Here is a 23,069-nt window from a genome sequence, read left to right on the forward strand (position 1 = left end):
CATTATAACGGGTCGCTGACGATTCTGGAAGAACGCGTCAGATTGATGCGTCCTCAAGCGGAAGCGTTGATATGAGTACAAGATGCAACAGGATGCTGCTTGCTACCAACGTCACTTGGTCAGATCTTTTTGGATAACACTCTATCGTACGCTTCGAGGGTAAGGCTAATCTCCTTTTCTCCATGAGCGGTGGACAGGCTGTATCGATTGAGCGGTTTGGTATAAATCCCCTCGGCGAACAGGTGGAAGTCGATCTGCTTTCGCAGCGCAAAATCGGACTGCTGCAGATCACGGTAATTGCGCACCCGCTCTTTTTCGGTGATGACCAGACTAAAGATGCTGCCCAGGCCGATCGTCTGCACAGGGATTCCCCGACGGACAAACAGCTGGCAGATCCCCTCTTTTAATTGATCGGCAGCAGAGATGACGCGATACATCTCTCGTTCCAACACGTCGATCACTGCCAATCCAGCCGACAAAATGGTCGGATGACCGTTATACGTGCCGCTGTGGAACAACACATCCTGGGAACTTGATCGCTTGCTCGCGCTGTTGTCGAAGACGTCGGACGCCGCCAGCGGAGCACTGATCATCATAATCTCCTGTTTGCCGCCGATGATGCCCACAGGGAACCCGCCGCCAATCACCTTGCCCAGCGCAGTCAGGTCAGGCTTCACATGGTAGACGGATTGGGCGCCGCCAATTCCCATGCGAAACCCGGTCTTGACCTCGTCAAAAATAAGCAGGATGCCCAGTTCTTCCGTCACTTTGCGAAGTCCAACCATAAAGGCGGGCTCAGCGGGGATAAACCCGGCCTGGACGGGTTCCAGTATGACCGCGGCGATTTCGTGCTGCCTCTTCTTGAGGATCTCTGCGCAGGCATCCAGATCATTGAACGGAAGGATAATGGTCTGTTCTGCTTGATACGGCTCCATGCCCTTCGACTCGATCACAGCCACAGGCTGCTCGATCGGTCCGGCTTTATCCAGAGGCGGATTGACGCTGAGCAGAACCTGGTTGAACCCGCCGTGGTAATGGCCTTCAAACTTGGCGATTTTGTATTTGCCGGTATAGGCGTACGCCATACGGATCGCCAATAACATCGCTTCTGTTCCGGAATTGGTATAACGGATCAGCTCCATGCTCGGATAATACTGCCGGATCTTCCTAGCCAACTTCACTTCCAGGCGGTGAGGCGTGCCGAAGAGCGAGGTGCCGTCGGTGGCCAATTGCTGTTGGACGGCTTGTACGATGGCGGGGTGGCCGTGTCCGAGCATTAAAGCGCCGTAGGAAAGCAGGTAATCAATGTACTGGTTGCCGTCGATGTCAGTCAGGTATGCTCCTCTGCCGCTTTTCATCACGATGGGATACGGATCAAACGATTTGATATTGGCAGTCACACCGCCCGGCATTACCTTTTGGGCTTCCTCGAAGAACTCTTTCGATTTGACGGTTCTGTTCCTAAATTCTGCATACTCTTGTGTTGATTTCATCACTGTCATCGCAGATTCACCTCTGTTTTTGAAATGCGAATTGCATTTTTTTTGGTTTGTGAAATATTGACTTCATATTACACCTCTGCTGCCGAAATGTGAATAATCATTTTCATAAAACATAAGACAAGAAATATTTATTTCAAAATGATTGACACCGCAACGGGCTGGTGGTTAAATTATGAATATAAAATTTCCTAAAATAATCAATTGTGAAAAAAATGATTCAAATACAATACAGATAAGGGGGGCTCATCATGAGCATGAAAAAGAGGTTTTACGGGTTGGTTTCCCTGCTGCTTGCGGTTGCCCTGATCGTGTCAGCTTGTGGCAGCGGTACTGGTCAGCAGCAGGCCGGTGGTGAAACGGGAACAGGGGGAACGGCAGAATCCCAGGTAGATTATCGTACAGATCTGCAGATTGGTACCGGTAGTACCGGCGGCACCTACTTTCCACTTGGCCAGGAAATCGCCAATGTACTGAATGACCACGTACAGGTGGAAGGGTTTAACTCCAGCGCCGTTGCGACCGGAGCTTCTGTAGACAATCTGGCCAAGATCGGGCGTGGCGAGTTGCAGCTCGGCTTGTCCGTTCATCTGACTGCATGGAATGCGGTGAACGGAAAGGGTGAGTTTGAAGGGGCGGCGATCAAGAACGTTGGTTTCATGGGCCACATCTATCCAGAAGTGATGCAGGTCGTGACGTTGAAGTCCAAGGGGATTACCTCGATTGCCGATCTGAAAGGCAAAAAGGTGGCAATCGGACCAGCGGGAAGCGGTACCCAGGCGGCTGCAAAGCTGGTGTTGGAAGCGTACGGGATCAAGGATGGGGATTATGAAGCGTACCAGGAAGGCTTCGGGGATGCCAAAGGCAAGCTGCAGGACGGTGTGATTGACGCTACATTCGGCCTGCTGGGTCTTCCCGCCTCCAGCATCGACGAGCTGCAGGCGCAGACGCAGGACGTCAAATACCTGCCGATTGAGGGAGAAGCATTACAATACGTCGAGGAGCATAGTCAGTACAAGTCGTTTGAGATCCCGGGCGATAGCTATGAGTGGCTGGGCTCTCCAGTCAACACGATCTCAGCGTATGCCGTCCTCGTCGGCTCGACAACCCAGGTAAGCGATGAACTAGGGTATGAGATCACAAAAGCACTGTTTGAAAACGCCAGCCAGATTACCCATCAGCAAGGAAAAAACATCACAAAAGAAAATGCGCTGAGAGGTTCTGATGGCTTGCCGCTTCATCCCGGGGCTGAGAAATACTTCAAAGAAGCCGGAATCCTTAAATGATCATCGACGGACCGGATAGACAACTGTCCGGTCTTCTTTTGTACCATCGAATGATCTACGTACAGGAACGAGATAAGATGAAAGGACGGGAAAAACTTCGGCTTTCGCCGTCAGGTTCTGGCGGCAAGCCGGGTTTTTTCCAATCTTCGTGGCATAGATTCGTGGATAGAAAGGTTGGTGATCGATACATGGCCAGCGACACGAAGGATGTACAGCAGGATATTCTGGCAAAATACGATCCAGAGAGCGCCTATCGCACCCAATTGGGCAGGTTGGCATGGGTGGTCACGGTCATTGGAATCTCTCTGACGCTCTTTCATATCTATACGGCCCTGCGAGGCCCCTATGTATCCCTGATACAAGGAACGATCCATTTAGGGACGGCACTGGGCCTGATCTTCCTTTTGTATCCGGCGAAAAAAAGCTTTCTGCATAAAAAAGGAGTCCCTTATTACGATATTCTCCTCGCTGCTGCAGCGATGTTTGCCAACTATTATATTGTATGGCACTATGAGAGGCTCACAACGAAAAGCATTGTTCTTGGGTTTACCACCATGGACATTATCGTCGCGACGATCGGAATCCTGCTCTTGCTGGAAGCAACTCGCCGCTCTGTCGGACTGCCGATTGTGGTCATTGCTGTTCTGGCCATGGCATACGGCTTATGGGGCAAGGGCATCCCGCTCTTTGGGCATGCCGGGTTTGACTGGAGCCGTCTGTCGACCGAATTGTTTTATGGCACCGATGCGATCTTTGGCATTCCGATTCAGATCTCATCCACTTATATTTTTTTGTTTCTCTTTTTTGGCGTGATGCTGACCAAATCGGGAATCGGACAGTATTTCAACGATTTGGCGTTTCGTGCTACCGGGAGGTTTACGGGCGGGACGGCCAAAGCTGCCGTCACCGCAAGTGCCCTGCAGGGAATGATCTCAGGCAGTTCGGTCGCCAACACGGTAGGGTCAGGTTCGTTTACCATCCCGATGATGAAGCGTTCCGGTTTTAAGCCGGAATTCGCTGCTGCTGCGGAGGCGTCCGCATCGACAGGGGGTCAGATCATGCCGCCGATTATGGGTGCCGCCGCTTTTATCATGGCAGAGTATACTGGTGTTCCATACAGCGAGATCATGATGATCGCCTTAATCCCGGCTTTGCTGTACTTTGCGGGCGTCTATATGGGGATTCATTTCGAAGCGCGAAAACATGGCATAATCGGCTTGCCAAAAGAACAGCTTCCTCCCCTGCGGGGTCTGATCAAGCGCCTGGATTTGCTGCTTCCGCTTGTCGTGATTGTCAGTCTGCTGCTGCTGGGTTATACGCCCACCTATGCTGCTTTGTGGGGAATCGGCTCAGCTTATCTCGTCAGCTTCTTTCACAAAGAGACCCGCATGTCCTTGCGGGAACTGCTGAAGGCGCTGGAGGAAGGGGCCCGCACGGCATTGGCCGTCATCGCTGCTTGCGCTACAGCCGGCATCATTGTGGGAATCGTGGTGCTTACCGGACTCGGCGGCAAGATTGCCGGGGGCATCCTTGAACTGGCAGGAGGGAACTTCTTTCTGATCCTGTTCTTCACGATGATTGCCTGCATCGTTCTGGGGATGGGGTTGCCGACGACCGCTAACTACGTGGTTACTTCAACGATGGCTGCTCCAGCGATGATGGAGTTCGGTGTCCCGATGATTGCTGCTCATATGTTTGTGTTTTACTTTGGAATTGTCGCCGATATCACGCCTCCGGTCTGTTTGGCGGCCTATGCAGGGGCAGGTCTGGCCAAGGCCAACCCGATGAAAGCAGGGATGAACGCAGTCAAGCTGGCGATTGCCGCTTTTATCATCCCATACGTGTTTGTGTATAATCCCGTCCTCGTGCTCGAAGGGGCAACCGTAACGACGCTTTTGCCTCCGTTGCTGACGGCCATTGTCGGGATGATCGGGATCAGTGGAGCGATCATGGGCTACTTTGTCGGTCGTACCAGCATTCCGCAGCGCCTTTTGCTGATCGTGGGTGGACTGCTGCTGGTCTATCCTTATCATATCGAAATCTCATTGGCAGGTTTGGTCATTCTTTGCCTGGTAGGTATGTATCAATACCGCGTCGGAACAGGAAGCCGTCAGCAGACAGGAAAAGGGGAAACAGGAGTCGACGTGTAAGCAGTGGATCGTGGCATGTTCGAAAGGCATGATTCAGAAGGCATGATGCGAATGGGGCCGCCTCGGTGGTCCCCTGAAGTTTCTATCCCAATGGTAGCGGGGGAATCGTCACCAGCACCCAGGACCAGCGTGTTTGCAGGTGTCGCAAACATAAGGGAAAAAATCCCAACTTTGGTTGTATTTTTTATCCATGGCAGTTATCGTGTTTCCGTAGAGGAAAGGGCCATTGTTGTTTCAACGTCTGTTTCCATCGTACAACTCCTCCCCTAGCCATCATATGATTCGGTTCCTTCTGCAACCATAAGACGTGATGACAAACAACCGTATAATCGTCGATAGCACGGTTTGGCAACAAAATGGCTAAGGAGGATCCTTAGCTTTTTTTCATGCGAGTGCTGTAGGAATGCCCCACGCTGCCTCCCCCGTGGCTGCCACCACCATGGGTGGGAAGGGCAAAGTAGACAAAAGCGCGTAAGCAACCGCTCCGAAAATTGACATTGATAATCGTTATCAATACAATGAAAGCATCGTTGTATGATAGAAAACGTATAGGGAGAGCGGAATAACATGTTTATCGAAACCATTACAATCGTAGTGAAAAAAGGCACTTCTGATCGGGTGGTCGAGCGCTTCCGTGCTGAGGGAGCGGTTGAAAAGTCGGCGGGTTTTATCGATTTAAGCGTGCTTGTCAAAAAAGTGAAAAGAGGAGACGAAGAAGTGGTCATCATGATCCGCTGGGAGTCTGAAGAAGCATGGAAAAATTGGGAGACCAGCGAGGCCCACCTGGAAGGCCACAGAAAAAACAGAGGAAAACCAAAGCCGGATCACGTAATCAGTTCTCAACACAGTTTTTATGAGGTAAAAGCGGTGAAGCGGGCATAGGGATCGGTTGATCCACTCACTCACCCCCTGAAGGCAGTGTATCGGTTCGTAACAGAAGCTTGAGACGACAAGACAGTTTTTGACTGGGCTGATGTGTGAAGATTTCAGTCAGGTCGCAGAGGCAAGTGTTTCCCCACAGGAGCAGGAATTCATCTCCGCCAGGTCATTCGTGTTGAACCAACCAAGGGTGGCTAACGATGTCCTCGCAGAAAAGACACTTGTCTTTTCTGGGTAGATCCTTTACCCTATACTCATGTGGATGAATAGAGAGAGGGAGTTGGAGATGAAAGTTGTAAAGTTTGGAGGGACGTCCCTGGCCAGTGCCGAGCAGATCAAGAAAGTGTGCCGTATCATCCGAGATGATGCCGACCGACGGATTGTGGTCGTGTCAGCTCCGGGCAAGCGGGATAAAGCGGACACCAAGGTGACCGATCTGTTGATCCGGTATGCCGAGCGGTATCTGGATGAAGGAGCAGCCGAGCACGAAAAAAGTGCGATCTTTCGGCGATTTGAGGAGATAGCGGAGGGGCTTGGTCTTTCCCCAGATATCACGGAGCCGATCATGGCTGACTTGCATGAAGTATTGTCTGCGCGCAAAGTGGAATCGCCTACTCGTTTTATCGATATGGTAAAGGCGGCAGGCGAGGACACGTGTGCAAAACTGGTTGCGCAATACCTACAGAGCCTCGGGGAAGAAGCCCAATACGTGAATCCCTATGAAGCGGGTCTGTACGTCTCAGACGAAGCAGGCAATGCCCAGGTGCTGCCTGTGGCCTATGAGAACTTGCACTCGCTGAGAGAGAGAAGCGGGATCGTCGTGTTTCCAGGCTTTTTCGGATACACGCCGGAGGGAATGCTAGTCACGTTCTCCCGCGGTGGATCGGATATTACAGGGTCGATCCTGGCGGCTGCTGTCAAAGCTCATGTATACGAAAACTTCACGGATGTGGACTCCGTGTACGCCGTCAACCCCAACCTGGTCGAGAACCCAAAGGAGATCAGGGAGATTACGTACCGCGAAATGCGGGAGCTCTCCTATTCCGGCTTCAGCGTCTTCCACGATGAAGCGCTGATCCCTGCCTATGAGGCCGGTATTCCCGTCAACATCAAGAATACCAACAATCCGACAGCACCGGGGACGATGATTGTTGCCGAGCGGAAGTCCCATAAGAACATCGTCTCCGGTATCGCCAGCGACCGTGGTTTTTGCAGTCTGTACGTCAGCAAGTATTTGATGAACAGAGAGATCGGTTTTGGACGGAGACTGCTGCAAATCCTCGAAGAAGAGGGATTATCCTATGAACATACCCCTTCCGGAATTGACAACATCTCGGTCATTCTGCGCGAGACAGCACTGACCGTAGAGAAAGAGAAGCGCATCGTTGAGCGGGTGCGCGAAGAGCTGGCCGTAGATGACATATCGGTTGAGCGTCAGCTGGCCCTTGTGATGATTGTCGGAGAAGGGATGAGACAGTCCGTAGGCACCTCGGCCAGGGCGACACTCGCTCTGGCGAGAGCACAAGTAAACCTGGAGATGATCAACCAAGGATCATCGGAGGTCAGCATGATGTTTGGCGTTAAAGAAGTGGACGTTGATCGTGCCGTATTGGCGCTGTATGACGAGTTTTTCCAGCCTGAGCCGGTCGTATCGCAGCGGTAGCGGCTGGTATCAACGATATGCCTGACGTGCCAAACCGGGGCTATGGTTTGGTTTCACCGGTTCTCCGTCAAACAGACCGATATGTATCAAACGGCCGACATGTAGTAAAAGACCGATACTCATCCAGCAGAAGAGGTGAGCATCGGTCTTATTGTTTCATTCACCAGTTGCTTCGTCCAGGCTATTAGAAAAAAGAGAAGCGCCAGGAAGCCGATCAGAGCTTCCTTTGGCGTTCTCTTCTACGATCATTTATATACTTTTACACGGTCTTGCAGCGGCTGGAATTCTTTTTCGCCAGGTTCCGCAGTCGGTTTGCCGAATGGCAGTTGGGCGATCAGTTGCCAACTATCGGGAATGTTCCACTCTTTTTTCACCTGGTCGTCGATCAGTGGGTTGTAGTGCTGCAGCGATGCACCGAAGCCTTCTAGCTCCAGTCCGGTCCAGATCACGTACTGCAGCATTCCAGATGACTGATGAGACCAGATCGGAAAGTTATCTTTATACAGCGGCAGTTTCTGCTGAAGGCCTTCCACCACGCTGTTGTCTTCGAAAAAGAGTACGGTACCGTATCCGCTGCGGAATCCTGCCATCCGCTGAGCGGTGGAAGCAAACTGCTCATCATCCTTAATGATGCCGCGCAGCGTTTCTTTGGTGATATCCCACAATTTGTCGTGCTGTTCGCCCAACAGGAGGACGACTCTCGCGCTTTGTGAATTGAATGAGGAAGGGGTGTGCTTTACGGCATCCTCAACAATCTCGCGGATGCGTTCATCTGACACGACCGCTTCTTTGCTAATGCCGTAATACGTACGTCTCTGTTTGACAGCAGAAAAGAAATCTTTTGACATCTCTCCATAACCTCCCAAGGATTTATGTACAAATCAGTAGACTGATTTGCTCACAGGTAGTCACAATATGTGGCAAGGCCCAAAAGAATAACTGCACAGTATATTTAATTACCTATAGTAAGTAAGTATATTTTAGTAAGTAAATGGTGTCAATAGTCTCTTTTAGGTGAAGTGTCTTTACGGTGCGGGACATGTGACAGTTGATGAGGGAAAGGGGAGCAACGATCACCTCCCATCATCTTTGTCTATTTTTTGAAGAAAAATTGAACAAATCGTAAACATTTCTGCGTTTGTGTGCTATACTTTTCGTATGAAAACACTTACAAGGAAATGGGAGTGTTTCCGATGACGACGAAAACGGCAACATATGATCATCATAAAGCGCCTGCCGGGCGAGATGTGAAACGTCTGGTGAGGATCATGACAGCAGCGGCTTGGATAGCGCTGTTGATCGGCTTGTTCCTCAGTCTGTTCAATCTCCATCATTTCAGCGACCAGAACCACTCTCTGATGGTTGGGATCGGATTTATGGTGGGCAGTGTACATATTTACGTCATACGCACTGCGATCCATCTGGTTCACAAACGGGCTGAGGAGATGGAGCAATCCTAACATCCCGCATTCTGGTCTGTTTGCCAATCGCACAACCCCCCCTTCAAGCATGTCTTGAAGGGGGGTTTTGCCGTTTATTGGCTCATTTGCGTCAGTTTCGTGAAGAAATGGTTGACAAATTGAGGCGATCTGTTGACGTATTTGTTAACAGGGGAGCAGCGCGCGTGCCAATCCGTTATCGTAGAGGTAGAGGTGACAACACGCTTTACGATTACCGTAATGGATGGGACTACCGAGGGAGTGGAGTGTAATGAAATCGCGGAAAAAAGTGCGCCGCTTCATTGTACCATTGTTGTTCGTTTCGATACTGGTGCTGCTGTCGGGATGTAGTGAAAGCATCCGCGTCTTGGACCCGAAAGGGCCTATCGGGGAAAGCCAGAAGGATCTGATTCTGATCTCATCCCTTTTGTGCGCGATCATTCTGGTACCGGTGCTGGCCTTGACAGCGTTCATCGTCTACCGATACCGGGACAAACCGGGCAACAAGGCTGCTTACAAGCCCAATTGGTCTCACAGCACCTTGATGGAAACCATTTGGTGGGGCATCCCGGTGGTGATCATCACCATACTGGCGATCGTCACGGTAAAAGGGACGTACGATCTGGAGCCCTCCAAGCCATTGGATTCAGAGAAAAAGCCGTTGGTCATTCAGGCGACCTCGCTCGACTGGAAATGGCTCTTTAAATATCCGGAGCAGGGGATTGCTACGGTAAACTACATCGAGATCCCAGAGGATGTTCCGATCCGTTTTGAACTAACCTCAGACGCGCCGATGAATTCGTTCTGGATACCGGAGTTGGGCGGACAGATGTACACCATGTCAGGAATGGCGATGAAGCTTCATCTGCAGGCAGATGAGCCAGGAGAGTACTATGGTTCCGGAGCCAACTTCAGCGGCGAGCATTTCGCCGATATGAAGTTCACGGTGCGGGCCACCTCGGAAGCGGAATTCAACAAATGGGTGGAATCCGTGAAGCAGACCTCTCCTGCGTTGACAGAGGAGGGCTATCAGCAGCTAGCCAAGCCGGGAAAAGCGGATGTCCAGTATTTCTCTTCTTTTCCGGAAGGTCTTTTTGAGCGCATTGTGACCAAGTACGTGGTAGAAGGTGACGAAGGGCATGCCGGTCATAGACAGATGACCACAGAAGAGTCCCCGTCATCGGAACCGGAGCAACCAAAGTCTGACATGTCTCACGAACATGCCGGTCACTAACAAAAGGAGGCCCCAACATGCTGGATAGTATAAAAGATTTCGCATCCGAGTTTTTTGTTACGGGCGACCCGCTTATTCTCGGGGCACAAGTCAGTATTGCCATTGCGATGGTGGCCATTCTGTTTGTCCTCTCCTATTTTAAAAAGTGGGGTTGGCTGTGGCGCGAGTGGTTGACGACCGTGGATCACAAGAAGATCGGGATCATGTACATCATCTGCTCGATCTTGATGCTGTTTAGGGGCGGCGTCGACGCTCTGTTGATGAGACTGCAGTTGGCGATGCCCGAGATGCAATTCCTCGAGGCGGAGCATTATAACCAAATCTTTACCACACACGGCGTGATCATGATTCTGTTCATGGCGATGCCGCTCATGTTCGGCTTGTTCAACATCGTCGTGCCGCTTCAGATCGGGGCGCGGGACGTGGCGTATCCTTTCTTGAACGCGTTAAGTTTTTGGCTGTTCTTCTGGGGGGCGATGCTGTTCAACGTCTCCTTCGTCATCGGCGGTTCGCCGGATGCCGGTTGGCTTGCTTATCCACCGCTGTCCGGACTCACCCATAGTCCAGGGGTGGGACAGAACTTCTACATCTGGGGGATTCAGATCTCCGGGATCGGGAGTTTGGCGACAGGGATCAACTTTATCGTTACGATCTTAAAAATGCGGGCGCCAGGAATGACGCTGATGAAAATGCCGATGTTTACCTGGTCTGTCTTTTCCAGCTGCATCATCATCATCTTTGCGTTTCCGATCTTGACGGTGACCCTGGCTCTGCTGTTCCTCGACCGTTTTCTGGGGACCCACTTTTTCACGCTGGATGCCGGCGGAAACCCGATGATGTATATCAACCTGATCTGGATGTGGGGGCACCCTGAGGTCTATATCGTTGTGCTTCCGGCATTCGGTATCTTTTCAGAGATTGCGGCAACGTTCTCCAAAAAGAAATTGTTCGGCTATAAATCGATGGTTTTTGCCATGATTTCAATCAGTGTCTTTTCCTTCTTCACCTGGGCCCACCATTTCTTCACGATGGGCTCTGGCGCCGACGTCAACGCCTTCTTCGCGGTGACGACGATGGCAATCGCCATCCCGACCGGGGTGAAGGTGTTCAACTGGCTGTTTACGATGTTCCGCGGCAGGATTACCTTTACCACACCGATGATGTGGATGATCGCCTTTATTCCCTGCTTCGTCATAGGGGGCATGACCGGGGTGTTGCTGTCTGTAGCGCCGGCTGACTTCCAATTCCATAACAGCTATTTTCTGATCGCTCACTTCCATCAGGTGCTGATCGGCGGTGTGGCCTTCGGGTACTTTGCGGGCTTGTATTACTGGTGGCCCAAAATGTTTGGGTTCAAGCTGAATGAGCATTTGGGCAAATGGGCCTTCTGGTTTTGGAACATCGGCTTCTATGTCTGCTTTATGCCGCAGTACGTCCTGGGACTTGACGGAATGACCCGCCGGATGTACACCTATGACTTCGACATGGGCTGGGGACCGCTCAACCTGGTTTCTACCATCGGCGGATTTATGATGGGGATTGGCTTCATCTTTCAGGTGTGGCAGATTGCCTACAGCATCAAGAAGAATCAGAAGGATGTCACAGGCGATCCGTGGAATGGGCGGACGCTGGAGTGGTCGATTCCTTCTCCGGCTCCCCTCTACAACTTTGCTACGCTGCCACAGGTAGAGGCGGTAGACGATTGGTGGGAGAAAAAGCAGAAACGGGAACAAGGCATCGCTCCGCCTCCCGCCCCGCCGTTGGAACCGATTCATATGCCGAAAAACTCAGGGATTCCGTTTATCAAATCGCTGCTGTGGTTCTTTGTCGGATTTGGGTTCGTATGGGGCTGGCTGTGGATGGCGATTCCGGCTCTGATCGGTGTCGGGATCTGTATGTTGGTTCGTCAGTTCTCCTACGACACGGACTACTACATTCCAGTCAGTGAGGTTCAAAAAGCGGAAGCGCAAGCAAGGGGGGCGGCACTGTGATGGCTCATGCAACAGCAACTGCGCATACCGGAGAGCATGCACATGGTCATGATCACGAACATGAGCATGAATCGATGAAAACCTTTGGCTTTTGGCTGTTTTTGATTACGGACTGCATATTGTTTGGTACATTGTTCGCCACGTACGTTGTCCTGCGGGGCAACACCAGTGGCGGACCGACTCCGGCAGAATTGTTTGAAATGCCGGGGATCATCGCCGAGACGTTTATCCTCTTGACCAGCTCCTTTACCAGTGGACTTGCGGTGCTGGCGATGAATCGGGGCAGGAAAAACCAGCTGATTGGTTGGCTGGCGGTGACGGCGCTGCTCGGCGCTGCCTTTATTGCGCTAGAGATGCTCGAGTTCGTCAACATGGTGCATGAGGGAGCGACGATTGCGACGAGCGCGTTCCTATCCAGCTTCTTTGTACTGGTGGGCACTCACGGCCTGCACGTCTCCCTGGGTCTGATCTGGATGATCGGTCTGATGCTGCAGCTGCGCAAACGCGGCATTACACCTGTCACAAAGCGCAAAGTGGACGTAATCTGCTTATACTGGCACTTTTTGGACGTCGTCTGGATCTTCGTGTTTACGGTCGTTTATTTAATGGGGGTGATGTGAGATGGGCCAGACAAAAGCTGCTTCCGACCATGAACATAAGGGTCATGGCTCCTTTACGGCTTATGTAGTCGGCTTCTTGCTCTCGATCGTGTTGACGATTATCCCTCTGGTTGTCGTCTTAAACGACATGCTCCACCGAACCGGAACCATCGTGCTGATCCTGGCTGCGGCCGTACTACAGTTCGCCGTCCAGTTGGTTTTCTTCATGCATTTGAAGGAAGGCGAGAACGCCAAGTGGAACATCATGGCTCTAATCTTGGGATTGATCATTTTGCTGACCATTGTCGCCGGATCGATCTGGATCATGACTTACAATGCGGTGGCTCACTAACACGTAATCCGCTGGAACGCACGATAAATCCGCTTCTACGCTTCTATCTGAAAAGACTCTTGCATGTGTAGCCACACACATGTAAGAGTCTTTTTGTAAGCGCACGAGCCGAGCGAACCTGTTTTTCGCTTTCGCCCCCCACTATGCTCGTCCGAAGCAAAGAACCGACATGGGTAAGTCCAAAGTTCACTTTTCTCCTGCCTTTTTTTCTCATGATAATGTTTTAGAGCCAGTTTCGAGTTGTCTGTTGCCGCTGCTTGTCCAGCAGGAAAAAACGATAGGCAGCCGCCATGTGGTGTAATATAGTGGATTTAGAAAGATAGGGAAGCAGCAAGGCACGAAGGAGGAGATTCGATGGAGAAAAGACACGCCGTCCTGTTCCAACAATTGGAGGATTACCGGCACGGAACACTGCGGCTGGTTGCCGATGTTACCGAGGAGATGGCTGATGTCGTGCCTGCCGGGTTTTCCAACAATATTCGCTGGAACTTAGGCCATATCTATCTAGATCAATATCTCTGGATTCAGCACTTGACCAAAGAACCGATCCAACTGCCCGACGGTTATCTCACCTGGTTTAACTACGGCACCAAACCGGCGGATTGGCAGGGAAGCGTGCCGTCCCTAGACACGCTGCGGGAACTCTTAGGCGGACAGATCGGATGGATTCGGCAGCAGTATGGTGATCGGCTGGAAGAGGAGTTCCCGGCGACGGAATCGGGCATGCATACGATCGCGCAGGTATTGGTTCGCACGATTTACCATGAGGCCCTGCATGCGGGAGCGATTCTGTCCATTCGGCGCATGCTGTAGCACAAATACCGCTCTCCATACAATGAAGTGAGGGAAGCTGAGCAATGAGCTTCCCTCGCCTCTTTTGCCTCACTCAATATGGCTCTGCTTCATGTCCCATCTTAACGGCTTGCTTAACAGCCATGTCAGCAGCAGGGTAACCCGTATGATCTTTTAACTGGTCACGAATGTTTGCCAGACCGTCGGCTACACGTTTGCCGTATTCCGGGTCTGCATTGGTGAAGTACTATTCCATCTGTCCGTCCCGCTGATTGGTTGCTACGTGTTTCTTCGGCGCATTAACCGGAAGCTGCAGATAGTTGGTGCCGACCCGGTAGCGCTGGGTGTCCGAGTAGGAAAACGTTCGGCCCTGCAGCAGCTTGTCGTCGGAGAAATCGAGGCCATCTACCAGCACACCCGTGCCGAACGCAGCTTGTTCCACCTCAGCGAAATAGTTCTCCGGATTTTTGTTCAGTACCATTTTTCCGACTGGCAGGAACGGGAAGCGGTCTGTCGGCCAAAGTTTGGTCGGGTCGAGTGGATCGAAATCCAGTTCCGGGTGTTCATCGTCACTCATGATCTGCACACAAAGCTCCCACTCTGGATAGTCGCCCCGCTCGATCGCTTCATAGAGGTCCTGTGTCGCATGGTTAAAGTTCTTGGCCTGGATCATCTCTGCTTCTCTCTGCGTCAGGTTTTTGATTCTTGTTTTACCGGTTCCCAGTGATACTTGACAAGTACCGCTTGTCCCTCTTGATTCACCCATTTGTAGGTATTTACACCGGAACCCTGCATTTGGCGGTAGTTGGCCGGAATCCCCCAGGGAGAATATACAAACGTGATCATGTGCGTAGCTTCTGGGCTTTGGGAAACGAAATCAAAGATTCGCTCCGGATCTTGGATATTGGTTACCGGATCTGGCTTGAAGGCGTGGATCAGATCAGGGAACTTCAGCGGATCACGGATGAAGAAGATTTTTAGGTTGTTGCCAACCAGATCCCAGTTGCCCTCTTCCGTATAAAATTTGACCGCGAATCCGCGTGGATCACGGAGGGTCTCGGGCGAATGAATCCCGTGAATTACCGTGGAGAAACGGACAAGCACAGGCGTCTGTTTTCCGGCTTCTTGGAATAGTTTTGCCCTGGTATACTTGGAGATTGGTTCGTCTCCTACTTTTCCGTATGCTTCAAAATAGCCATCGGCACCCGCTCCTCGGGCATGAACGACGCGTTCCGGAATTCGCTCCCGGTCAAAGTGGGTGATTTTCTCTAAAAAATGGTAATTCTCCAGTGTGATGGGGCCTCTATTGCCAACGGTTCGCACATTCTGGTTATCCGATATAGGATGTCCCTGCCGATTGGTGAGGGTATCGGTTGTCTCGCCTTCTCCAGTGCGGTTATCAAGCGAGCTGCCGACGTCTTCCACAGCGGTGCCGTATGTGTCATGGCTGGTGGGCTGGTCCATTTCATCTCCTCCTGCTTGTATGGTTTGATTCATGCCTATGATTACCAGTGAGGTTTAGGAGTATTCGTTTGTGGAATGTGGCGTACAATCCGCTTGTCACAATGCATCTGTATGCGCGCATCGATGGAGGAGATCTCCTCTTCTGCTGCTTCGTTAGCGGCAATGGCGGAGGAACTGCAGCCAGTGGTTTCGCGGTTCAAGGTATGACCCAAAAAGGATGGCTTGCAAAACCCAAAAAATTTATGTAGCCAGAAGACAGTTTCTTCTGTATAATGGGTACTTGTGTTCTACGGCCCCGGCTTTCTTGCAAGAAGAAAGTCAAACATCAAATAGAAAAGAGGTTCATCATTGCTACAACAACTGAAAATGACGTGGTTCTCCAATGTGCGGGGGGGATGTACTGGCAGGGATGACGGTCGCTTTGGCGCTGATCCCGGAGGCGATTGCCTTTTCCATCATCGCCGGTGTCGATCCTATGGTCGGTTTGTATGCCTCGTTCTGCATCGCTTGTGTGATCGCCATTACCGGCGGTCGACCGGGGATGATCTCGGCTGCTACGGGTGCCATGGCGCTGCTGATGGTTACACTGGTGAAGGAACACGGAGTCGAGTATTTGTTCGCCGCCACTGTTCTGACGGGGATCATCCAGTTAGTGATGGGGTATGCCAAGGTCGGCAGGTTTATCACCTTCATTCCTCATTCCGTCATGATCGGATTTGTGAATGCCTTGGCGATTCTGATTTTTATGGCGCAATTGCCTCATTTTGTCGGGGAGTCCTGGGTGATGTACGCGATCGTTGCCGGAACACTAGCGATTATTTACTTGCTTCCGCGCTTGATTAGAGCCGTTCCTTCGCCGCTGATTGCGATTATTGTGATGACCGCTCTGGCCATGTATTTCGGCTTGGAGGTAAGAACGGTGGGCGATATGGGTCAGATCACGCGTGAGCTGCCCGTCTTCCATTTGCCCATGGTACCGTTGACGTTTGAGACGCTGACAATTCTTTTCCCTTACGCCTTCGCGCTTGCTCTCGTGGGGATCCTGGAGTCGCTGTTGACGGCGACGATTGTAGATGAAATGACGGGAACGAAGAGCAACAAGAATACGGAAGTGAAAGGGCAAGGCATCGCCAATGTGGTAACAGGCTTCTTCGGCGGGATGGCCGGATGCGCGATGATCGGACAATCCGTCATCAATGTAAAATCCGGTGGCAGAGGCAGATTGTCGGCGCTGGTGGCTGGGGTCTTTCTCTTGTTTCTGATCATGGTCTTGGGAGACGTGGTGCAGCAGATTCCGATGGCTGCTCTGGTGGGTGTCATGATCATGGTATCGATCAGTACGTTTGATTGGCAGTCATTGAAAGAGCTGCGCAGAATTCCGCTGAGTGATTCCGTGGTGATGATCACCACCGTAGCGATCGTCGTGGTGACGCATGACTTGTCCAAAGGCGTCATCGCGGGAGTGGTGCTCAGTGCACTCGTCTTTGGCTGGAAGATTGCACGCCTGAAGACGTCGACCGTGACCAACCCCAGCGGGGCTAAAGTGTACACCGTTTCCGGGCAGCTGTTCTTTGGCACGATGAGCCATTTCGTGGAACAGTTTCAGTTCGATGAGGATCCGAAACACGTCATCATTGATTTTCGGCACTCGCATGTGTGGGATCAGTCCGCTGTGACGGCGATTGCCAAAGTGATCTTTATGTACCAGCAGCGGGACAAGCAGGTATCGATCGAAGGATTAAATGAAGAAAGCCAGCTATTGGTCGAAAAGATTGGCCTTTCTGCACCGTCGGGACATTAGTTGTGATAAAGAAAAGAAAGTCTTGATAGATTAGTGCCTATCAAGACTTTTTGTCATATCTGTTAGCTTTTAAAAAGGATGGCATACCTGTCGCCAAGGGAGTGCCTATGGTTGGATTGTGACAGGATCGTGGCTTGTTTGAGAAATTTCCGATATGGTATGGCATGATCATTCCCTTAACTCTTTTTCTGAAAAAGATATACGCTAAAAAGGTTGTTTCGACCTTTTGGAACCGCCAGCTAGCGGAGAACGGCAGCCGAGGCGATATGAAGACAGGTCAATCTCCCTCTTACTCGATCAAACTCATTTTATGAAAAATATTGTAAGATTGTTATAAAATATTGTATAGTGTAATAAATATTTCCTTATCGATCAAGGGGGTGTGATTTCCATAATGGACATACAACCAACGATTCGATCCGAGATAGAAAAACATCTCAAAGAAAAGGGCTTTACACTGAGCAAACTAAGTGAACGAACCGGAATCAATAACGGAAACTTGAGTGAAATCTTCAACAGCAATCCCCCACGTCCGATTACGGTTCGACAGTTAGATGCAATCACCGTAGCGATAGGCTATGAACCGGGCTGGTTGTACGATCTTTACCCTGAAGAATGTGCGATGCCAGAAAGAATCTCTCGACCGCGAGTCATTCCGTTCCTGATTCGTTGTTCGGAACTTGGCCGAACGGAATTGATTGAGAGAGTTGTTGCCGTGTTAATGGAGAATCCGAAAAACGTCTCGATCTTGTATGACGTAGCGGAACAGTTGTATAAGTCAGGCAGACGAAAGGAATCCGCGCTGTTCTATCGACTAGTGATCGACAACGAAAAGGACAACCATTCCGACCGATTCCTGATCAGTCAGTATCGTTTGTTTCGTGCTTCGCTGGGTACGGACGTTGAGGAAAACTGGAAGGCCGTGATCCGATTTGAGCCGTATCGAAATCGGTTATCGGAGGGGAACAGGTTGGATGGGCTTTTGCAGCTGGCTAATGTCTGCTTTGCACTCCACAGGTGGGAGGATGTCGAACGGTTTGCTGATGAATTGAGGGAGTTGGCAACTATCGTTTACCAAAACGAAATGCGCAAGAAAAAACGGAAGAAAGTAAGTGAACCTCTACAAACAGAGAGGCATTTGGTGGTATATTATGGACAAGGGTATCTTTTAAAATCAGTAGCATTAGAAAAACAGGGTCTGTATGAAAAGGCAAAGGAATATGTTTCAGGTTACTCAGACCTTAGCTGGTTTGAACTGCTTGACGAAGTTGGGCTGAAAGAAGTAGAAAAAATTTAGTCTTTGGGCCACTGCTAATACGTACAATCTCGACGTTCTTATGGGTAATACTGACGTTCTCCCCGATTATGTACGATTTTTAGTTAATCATCCGAACGAGTTACTGGCCAGCTTAATCATAATCGTCGAGTCAGCAGTCAAACATGGGTTTTCCATAGACAACATATTGGAACGATTCGCGACGGAGATCAGCCACTTTTCTGAACGGCAGAATTCTGTTGATCTAGACCGTTACTACCGCTTTCGGTATTGGCTGGCCAAATATCGACTGCAAAATGGTCAATACGTTACAGGTATTAATGATATTTTACATTGCCTCAGTTTATCTGCAAGAACGAATAATATTATTGGTTTTAAACAATCTGTAGCCTTATATGAGATCAACAGGCATTATGCAACAGATCAACAAAAACTTCAATTTTCTCTCGCCGGCTCTAAACCTGAGTTTGGTTGGTAGCGTTGCAGATAAACAGGTAATTAATCCAAGACGCAAAAATAATTATGAAAACGGTGTTGGTGGTTAAGCACTTTTTTGGGTGCTTTTTTCTTTGAAAATCCCTAATGATCTAGCATCGGAGTAAAAAATCTGGTCTAATCCTCCGAATCATTGGACAAATAAAAAAAGACAATAGAATGCCCGGAACGACTAAAAAGTTGTGAGCAAGGGCAATGAGAGCCTTTTTCTTCCTAGGACGAGAAGCTAATATACAATAATTTGCTGCCAAGGCTGAGTTGCGAGTTCGTGATGCTGCCCATGCAGTACACAAAGGGAAGACTTTATGTGTGGATTTCTCGTGTATTTTTTTACCTTAAATCCCATGAGTTACCAGGACAAACCCCAGTCCATGAAGTCAAATGAGCAGCATTTGGAAATTGACTCATATAATGGCGAGAAGAACCACTGCTGTTGATTTGTCTACCCCAGGTACGGATTGAAGGAGTTGTACCTCTTCTTTGTAAGGCTCCAAGTATTTGTCAATCTCTTCGTCAAGTTTCCGAATCGACTCCTCTAAAAACATAATGTGACTCCAAGACTGGCGGATCAGGAAGATCTGATGGTGTGTAAAAGTTCCAAACAGGGAGTCCGAAAGGGCTTTGACTTTCTGTCTCACCTTCCCCTTCACACAACCTAGGAGTTCATCTTTTCATGTTGGGATGTGGCTCAGAAAGGCATGGAGGTTTTGTTCACATGTCTATTTGACGACCATGACCGGGCAAGGGGAAAGCTGAACAACCTTATGGCTGACGCTCCCTAATACCAGTTCTTCCAATCTGCTTAAGCCGCGACTGCCGATCATGATCAGATCGACGGCTGCACGTCCGGCATATGCGGTGATTTCTTCGGCGGGATCACCCAGCCCTACTTCCAGTCTAAAAGGAATGCCATTCAGACGGAAGTCATGTTCAATCTGCCGGATTGCCTGATGGGCTTGTTCCGTCAGGAGCATACGGACGTCAAACCTCGCATCCAGCAGTTGCGTTTTGGTTGGCGCTTTACTGACGACATGCATCAGCGTAACAGTGGAACTCCCCATCTTGCTGGCCAGATTGATGGCAGCAGATGCGGCTTTTTGAGAGTGCCTAGATCCATCAGCGGCTACTAAAATGTGTTGAAACATCATCTATATTCCCCGTGTATTGTTCGTCAAATGCTTTACTGTTGGGTGAACCAAGCGGCAATCGATAACACGGCCAGTGCAATCGGGTTTCTGCTTTGCCGCTGAGCCTTTTGTAAGGAAGCGGATACATCCTGCTTGGTTTTCTCATTTGAGGTTTTCCATATCTGCATAGCCTGTCTACGGTATCTGGACTCAAAGATCATCTTGGTCACACTCCCTGTATTAGATATGAACCGAAATGAAAGCGCTTCCTCTTCTTGTTATTATAACTGATTGTGCGGCCCAGGGGAATCCATTGCTGTTCAAGATCGTTTGATAATCAGGTTTCTCAGTACGAATGATTCAACGGCATGAAGGAATCGCAAATCGCTTGCATGATGTTGCAGCAGTTGTTTCCAGCCAGGGGATTCCCGCCGTCTCGAGGAGGTAAGGTTGGCGTGCCTTCCTGTGCAGGTGAAACTGTCGCCCATTGGTTTACGTAATAAATAAGTAAGCACGCATTTTGCATGTAGCTTGATTCGGGATGTTCGTAAACAGAGGGAGAGGACCAAATATGCTGTCCACATTCCATAAAAAGCAATCGACAATCTACATCGTCCTGTTTGCTATATTGCTCGCAATCATTGTCGGACTTCTCATCCTGGAACCGCCACAAGACGGAGAAGGATGGGCAAATATCGCAGGCATCTCTCTAGCGGCCCTATTTTTTCTCGTTTTGGCTGTCAGGGAAAAACAGCGGGCCAGGCATACAGCCGAAACGGTCGTCGAGAAGTCGGAGAGGCACCTGCTCCAGGCAGACCGGCTGATTGTCAAAAAAACGGCAGGCTTCCTGCCGCAGTATTGGCTCTTTTATGCCAATGGCAAGTACCTGGCGCGCATTGCTGTGCAACGAGTGCCGTGGTATGCGTATCTGCTGCAATTGGTCCCTAACCTGACCGTACATCTCTGGCTGCCGCTGACCTATACGATACGGGACCATGATGATAAACCGATTGGCAGCTTTCGAAACAACGCGAGAATGAAGCTGGAAGTGGCGATCTTCGATGCAGAGGGACAGAAGATCGGGATTTACAAGCAGAATGATTGGAAGACGGTGCTCACCTTTCAGGGGGTATTGGAAGACGCTCAGGGGCGTCCGCTGTTGAAAGCCAAAAGCAGTGGGTTCACCGGGGACTTTTCCATTACTGACGAAGAGGGGAAACAGTGGGCTGTGTTTCGGTACGGATGGGTTCCGGTCGAACAGCAGCAGTTGTTCAAAGACTATAACAATCCCTATATTGAAATCGATGACGATCTGTCGGCCAATGAGCGGCTGATGCTGCTTGCAATGATCAGTACCTGGTTTGCGCGGAAATCAACAGCATGACAAGGCTATATTGGTATTCAAAAGAAAAGCGCGGAATGTGTCATTGAAGAGTACACGGCATGGTAATTAGCCAGTTACTCTATTTGTAGGACTTCATGATGAATTTGCAGCAAGGTTTTTTCGAACTGCTCATAAAACACAAGGGTATCTTGAATAAATGATTTTTGATATTGATCATTCATTCTGTCAACAGCCTTATTTAAATCAAAAAAATTGATCAATACCAGATATCCTTCCATCGAAAGAAGGTATTCGTCAAAAAAAGGGCGAGGAATCTTGCGATAGTCTTCTAAGATATTGGAATTCTGTACGGGAGAAATAGAGTTGATTGTAACGAAATGTTTTTCTTTACTTGCCGGAAAGTAAATAAAGTTCACCTTCACTAACAGGCTACTATCCTCTGATTTGTAATATGCTTCGTATCTTGCCGGAAATTCAACACTATGATCAATGATATCAGCTCCCCTTTCATCAAGATTATTTTCTGGAAACGAAGCTGTAATAACTGCAAGGTGTTCAGGAGAGATTTTTTCAAAATGGCTCGGGTCAAATTTTTCCTTAAAAGTAGAAAACGTCTTTTTGAAATCATCATAAGCAAGAATGCGGGATTCAGTGACAGTTTCATTTGCACATCCTGTAATCCATAACATTACTACTATAAATAACAGCATCTTACTTTTCATGCTCGCCATTCACCCCATGTGTGAAGAGAAGAGTCATGCGACTCTTCTCTAACCAACTAAATTTTATTCCTGCCATGCTTCACTGAACACATCCATATGGTCTGCCACAAACACAGTCGCATCAATAGGCTTGTCAACATAAGTTCTGTTACTTGGATCTGCAGTATTATAATAATAAACTCTTACCGTACCATCCGTCGTACGACCTTTGTACCAAAAGCGGATGAAACCTGTTTTTCCGGGATCTACCTCCATATCTCCCTTGGCACCAACCGCTTCATTTGTTGCCCGGGTTGTTTTATGCTCAACACCAACAGTAGAATTAAGTTCGGCAAGAATTCCAGCCTTAATTTCTCCTGTGAACTCTAAACTCCCACTCCACTCAGAGCCCTGGGATTCAGATCTTGTAACAGTAACTGTCATATTATATGGCTTTGAGTTTCGTGTGTTGTCGTGTTCGAAGGTAATGATTTCCCTGAACTTTTTGACAGTAACATACCCATCGGGGTCATAACTATGGAAGATTGGGCCAACTATAACGTCTCTTGGTTTTACAATATCATCAAGCTCGGATTCGGGTATACCATTTTGTGTCGTTTCGGTTGCTGGGGCAACAGTCACTTTTGTTTGGGGTTGCTCCGGTTGAGGGGCAGCACTTACAATTGCAGGAACTACTAGTAAAAACGTGAGAATACATAAACCTGCTTTCTTCCTCATAAAAATTCACTCCTTAATGTTTGGCTTTTTAAGGAATAGTCTAGAGGTTACTCATATACTAACTGGCAGGTTAATTTTTATCAATGTTATCCATCATAACCTTTTTAAGTAAAATTCCGGTTTCAAGTTCTATTAAAAGGAGAATAAACAATCTACTTAAAATAAAATTGCCATGATTCTAACACGACATAATTTTCCCAAAATACAGGAATCTTATTGCCGAAGAAGGCCTCCATTT

The 23,069-nt window shown here is 49.4% G+C and carries 17 protein-coding genes and 3 pseudogenes; 14 read left to right on the forward strand and 6 right to left on the reverse strand.

Features of this window, described 5'->3' with window-relative positions; translation table 11 throughout:
* Positions 1-119: 119 nt before the first annotated feature.
* Positions 120-1,502: an aspartate aminotransferase family protein gene (locus tag LOK74_RS22465; RefSeq protein WP_230044228.1), complete on the reverse strand. Its 1,383-nt coding sequence runs from the start codon at positions 1,500-1,502 to the stop codon at positions 120-122.
* Between the two features lie 248 nt (positions 1,503-1,750).
* Between LOK74_RS22465 and LOK74_RS22470 the strand changes: the two genes are divergently transcribed.
* From LOK74_RS22470 to LOK74_RS22485, 4 genes are all read left to right on the forward strand, one after another.
* The gene (locus LOK74_RS22470) at positions 1,751-2,785 is read left to right on the forward strand and encodes a TAXI family TRAP transporter solute-binding subunit (protein WP_338148629.1); all 1,035 of its coding nucleotides are present in this window, start codon (positions 1,751-1,753) and stop codon (positions 2,783-2,785) included.
* 188 nt (positions 2,786-2,973) lie between these two features.
* The gene (locus LOK74_RS22475; protein ID WP_230044229.1) at positions 2,974-4,935 is read left to right on the forward strand and encodes a TRAP transporter permease; all 1,962 of its coding nucleotides are present in this window, start codon (positions 2,974-2,976) and stop codon (positions 4,933-4,935) included.
* Between the two features lie 567 nt (positions 4,936-5,502).
* Positions 5,503-5,817, forward strand: coding sequence for an antibiotic biosynthesis monooxygenase (locus LOK74_RS22480; protein WP_230044230.1), 315 nt, complete (start codon positions 5,503-5,505; stop codon positions 5,815-5,817).
* Positions 5,818-6,100: 283 nt separating this feature from the next.
* On the forward strand, positions 6,101-7,477 hold the full coding sequence (locus LOK74_RS22485) for an aspartate kinase (protein ID WP_230044231.1): 1,377 nt from the start codon (positions 6,101-6,103) through the stop codon (positions 7,475-7,477).
* 245 nt (positions 7,478-7,722) lie between these two features.
* On the opposite strand, the gene LOK74_RS22490 is transcribed toward LOK74_RS22485, so the two are convergent.
* A complete protein-coding gene (locus tag LOK74_RS22490; RefSeq protein WP_230044232.1) occupies positions 7,723-8,325 on the reverse strand; it encodes a nitroreductase family protein in 603 nt (200 codons plus the stop codon).
* A 345-nt stretch (positions 8,326-8,670) separates the two neighbouring features.
* On the opposite strand from LOK74_RS22490, the gene LOK74_RS22495 reads away from it, so the two are divergent.
* The 6 genes from LOK74_RS22495 (at position 8,671) to LOK74_RS22520 (ending at position 13,905) form a co-directional block, all read left to right on the forward strand.
* A complete protein-coding gene (locus LOK74_RS22495; RefSeq protein WP_230044233.1) occupies positions 8,671-8,937 on the forward strand; it encodes a hypothetical protein in 267 nt (88 codons plus the stop codon).
* 250 nt (positions 8,938-9,187) lie between these two features.
* Complete coding sequence (gene cyoA / locus LOK74_RS22500) at positions 9,188-10,150, forward strand: ubiquinol oxidase subunit II (RefSeq protein ID WP_230044234.1); 963 nt, start codon at positions 9,188-9,190, stop codon at positions 10,148-10,150.
* 17 nt (positions 10,151-10,167) lie between these two features.
* On the forward strand, positions 10,168-12,141 hold the full coding sequence (locus LOK74_RS22505) for a cbb3-type cytochrome c oxidase subunit I (protein ID WP_230044235.1): 1,974 nt from the start codon (positions 10,168-10,170) through the stop codon (positions 12,139-12,141).
* A complete protein-coding gene (gene cyoC / locus LOK74_RS22510; RefSeq protein ID WP_230047101.1) occupies positions 12,141-12,761 on the forward strand; it encodes a cytochrome o ubiquinol oxidase subunit III in 621 nt (206 codons plus the stop codon). The genes LOK74_RS22505 and cyoC overlap by 1 nt, the downstream gene beginning before the upstream one ends.
* Before the next feature lies 1 nt (position 12,762).
* Complete coding sequence (gene cyoD / locus LOK74_RS22515; protein WP_230044236.1) at positions 12,763-13,092, forward strand: cytochrome o ubiquinol oxidase subunit IV; 330 nt, start codon at positions 12,763-12,765, stop codon at positions 13,090-13,092.
* Positions 13,093-13,446: 354 nt separating this feature from the next.
* Positions 13,447-13,905, forward strand: a complete 459-nt coding sequence (locus tag LOK74_RS22520; RefSeq protein ID WP_230044237.1) for a DinB family protein — start codon at positions 13,447-13,449, stop codon at positions 13,903-13,905.
* Positions 13,906-14,134: 229 nt separating this feature from the next.
* Here the strand turns inward: LOK74_RS22520 and LOK74_RS24455 are convergent.
* A pseudogene (locus tag LOK74_RS24455) lies at positions 14,135-15,348 on the reverse strand (catalase); the annotation flags it as partial.
* Between the two features lie 117 nt (positions 15,349-15,465).
* Here LOK74_RS24455 and LOK74_RS24125 point away from each other — a divergent pair.
* The 3 genes and pseudogenes from LOK74_RS24125 to LOK74_RS22540 form a co-directional block, all read left to right on the forward strand.
* Positions 15,466-15,555 (forward strand): annotated as a pseudogene (locus LOK74_RS24125) (hypothetical protein); the annotation flags it as partial.
* 141 nt (positions 15,556-15,696) lie between these two features.
* Positions 15,697-17,149: pseudogene (locus LOK74_RS22535) on the forward strand (SulP family inorganic anion transporter).
* A 394-nt stretch (positions 17,150-17,543) separates the two neighbouring features.
* Entirely contained in the window at positions 17,544-18,446 is a 903-nt protein-coding gene (locus tag LOK74_RS22540; RefSeq protein ID WP_230044240.1) for a helix-turn-helix domain-containing protein, read from the forward strand.
* A gap of 1,193 nt (positions 18,447-19,639) precedes the next feature.
* On the opposite strand, the gene LOK74_RS22545 is transcribed toward LOK74_RS22540, so the two are convergent.
* On the reverse strand, positions 19,640-20,068 hold the full coding sequence (locus LOK74_RS22545) for a universal stress protein (RefSeq protein ID WP_230044241.1): 429 nt from the start codon (positions 20,066-20,068) through the stop codon (positions 19,640-19,642).
* A gap of 550 nt (positions 20,069-20,618) precedes the next feature.
* Here LOK74_RS22545 and LOK74_RS22550 point away from each other — a divergent pair.
* Positions 20,619-21,431 carry a hypothetical protein gene (locus tag LOK74_RS22550; protein WP_230044242.1) on the forward strand — a complete coding sequence of 271 codons (813 nt, stop codon included), beginning with the start codon at positions 20,619-20,621 and terminating at the stop codon, positions 21,429-21,431.
* A gap of 74 nt (positions 21,432-21,505) precedes the next feature.
* On the opposite strand, the gene LOK74_RS22555 is transcribed toward LOK74_RS22550, so the two are convergent.
* Positions 21,506-22,114: a hypothetical protein gene (locus LOK74_RS22555; protein ID WP_230044243.1), complete on the reverse strand. Its 609-nt coding sequence runs from the start codon at positions 22,112-22,114 to the stop codon at positions 21,506-21,508.
* Positions 22,115-22,177: 63 nt separating this feature from the next.
* A complete protein-coding gene (locus LOK74_RS22560; RefSeq protein WP_230044244.1) occupies positions 22,178-22,831 on the reverse strand; it encodes a hypothetical protein in 654 nt (217 codons plus the stop codon).
* Positions 22,832-23,069: the final 238 nt, after the last annotated feature.

It is taken from the genome of Brevibacillus humidisoli, from assembly GCF_020923435.1.
GTDB classification, from domain to species: Bacteria; Bacillota; Bacilli; order Brevibacillales; family Brevibacillaceae; genus Brevibacillus_E; species Brevibacillus_E humidisoli.

Coding starts and splice junctions, on each gene's coding strand:
- LOK74_RS22465 (WP_230044228.1), bottom strand. CDS start 1,502: ATGACAGTGATGAAATCAACACAAGAGTATGCAGAATTTAGGAACAGA.
- LOK74_RS22470 (WP_338148629.1), top strand. CDS start 1,751: ATGAGCATGAAAAAGAGGTTTTACGGGTTGGTTTCCCTGCTGCTTGCG.
- LOK74_RS22475 (WP_230044229.1), top strand. CDS start 2,974: ATGGCCAGCGACACGAAGGATGTACAGCAGGATATTCTGGCAAAATAC.
- LOK74_RS22480 (WP_230044230.1), top strand. CDS start 5,503: ATGTTTATCGAAACCATTACAATCGTAGTGAAAAAAGGCACTTCTGAT.
- LOK74_RS22485 (WP_230044231.1), top strand. CDS start 6,101: ATGAAAGTTGTAAAGTTTGGAGGGACGTCCCTGGCCAGTGCCGAGCAG.
- LOK74_RS22490 (WP_230044232.1), bottom strand. CDS start 8,325: ATGTCAAAAGATTTCTTTTCTGCTGTCAAACAGAGACGTACGTATTAC.
- LOK74_RS22495 (WP_230044233.1), top strand. CDS start 8,671: ATGACGACGAAAACGGCAACATATGATCATCATAAAGCGCCTGCCGGG.
- cyoA (WP_230044234.1), top strand. CDS start 9,188: ATGAAATCGCGGAAAAAAGTGCGCCGCTTCATTGTACCATTGTTGTTC.
- LOK74_RS22505 (WP_230044235.1), top strand. CDS start 10,168: ATGCTGGATAGTATAAAAGATTTCGCATCCGAGTTTTTTGTTACGGGC.
- cyoC (WP_230047101.1), top strand. CDS start 12,141: ATGGCTCATGCAACAGCAACTGCGCATACCGGAGAGCATGCACATGGT.
- cyoD (WP_230044236.1), top strand. CDS start 12,763: ATGGGCCAGACAAAAGCTGCTTCCGACCATGAACATAAGGGTCATGGC.
- LOK74_RS22520 (WP_230044237.1), top strand. CDS start 13,447: ATGGAGAAAAGACACGCCGTCCTGTTCCAACAATTGGAGGATTACCGG.
- LOK74_RS22540 (WP_230044240.1), top strand. CDS start 17,544: ATGGACATACAACCAACGATTCGATCCGAGATAGAAAAACATCTCAAA.
- LOK74_RS22545 (WP_230044241.1), bottom strand. CDS start 20,068: ATGATGTTTCAACACATTTTAGTAGCCGCTGATGGATCTAGGCACTCT.
- LOK74_RS22550 (WP_230044242.1), top strand. CDS start 20,619: ATGCTGTCCACATTCCATAAAAAGCAATCGACAATCTACATCGTCCTG.
- LOK74_RS22555 (WP_230044243.1), bottom strand. CDS start 22,114: ATGAAAAGTAAGATGCTGTTATTTATAGTAGTAATGTTATGGATTACA.
- LOK74_RS22560 (WP_230044244.1), bottom strand. CDS start 22,831: ATGAGGAAGAAAGCAGGTTTATGTATTCTCACGTTTTTACTAGTAGTT.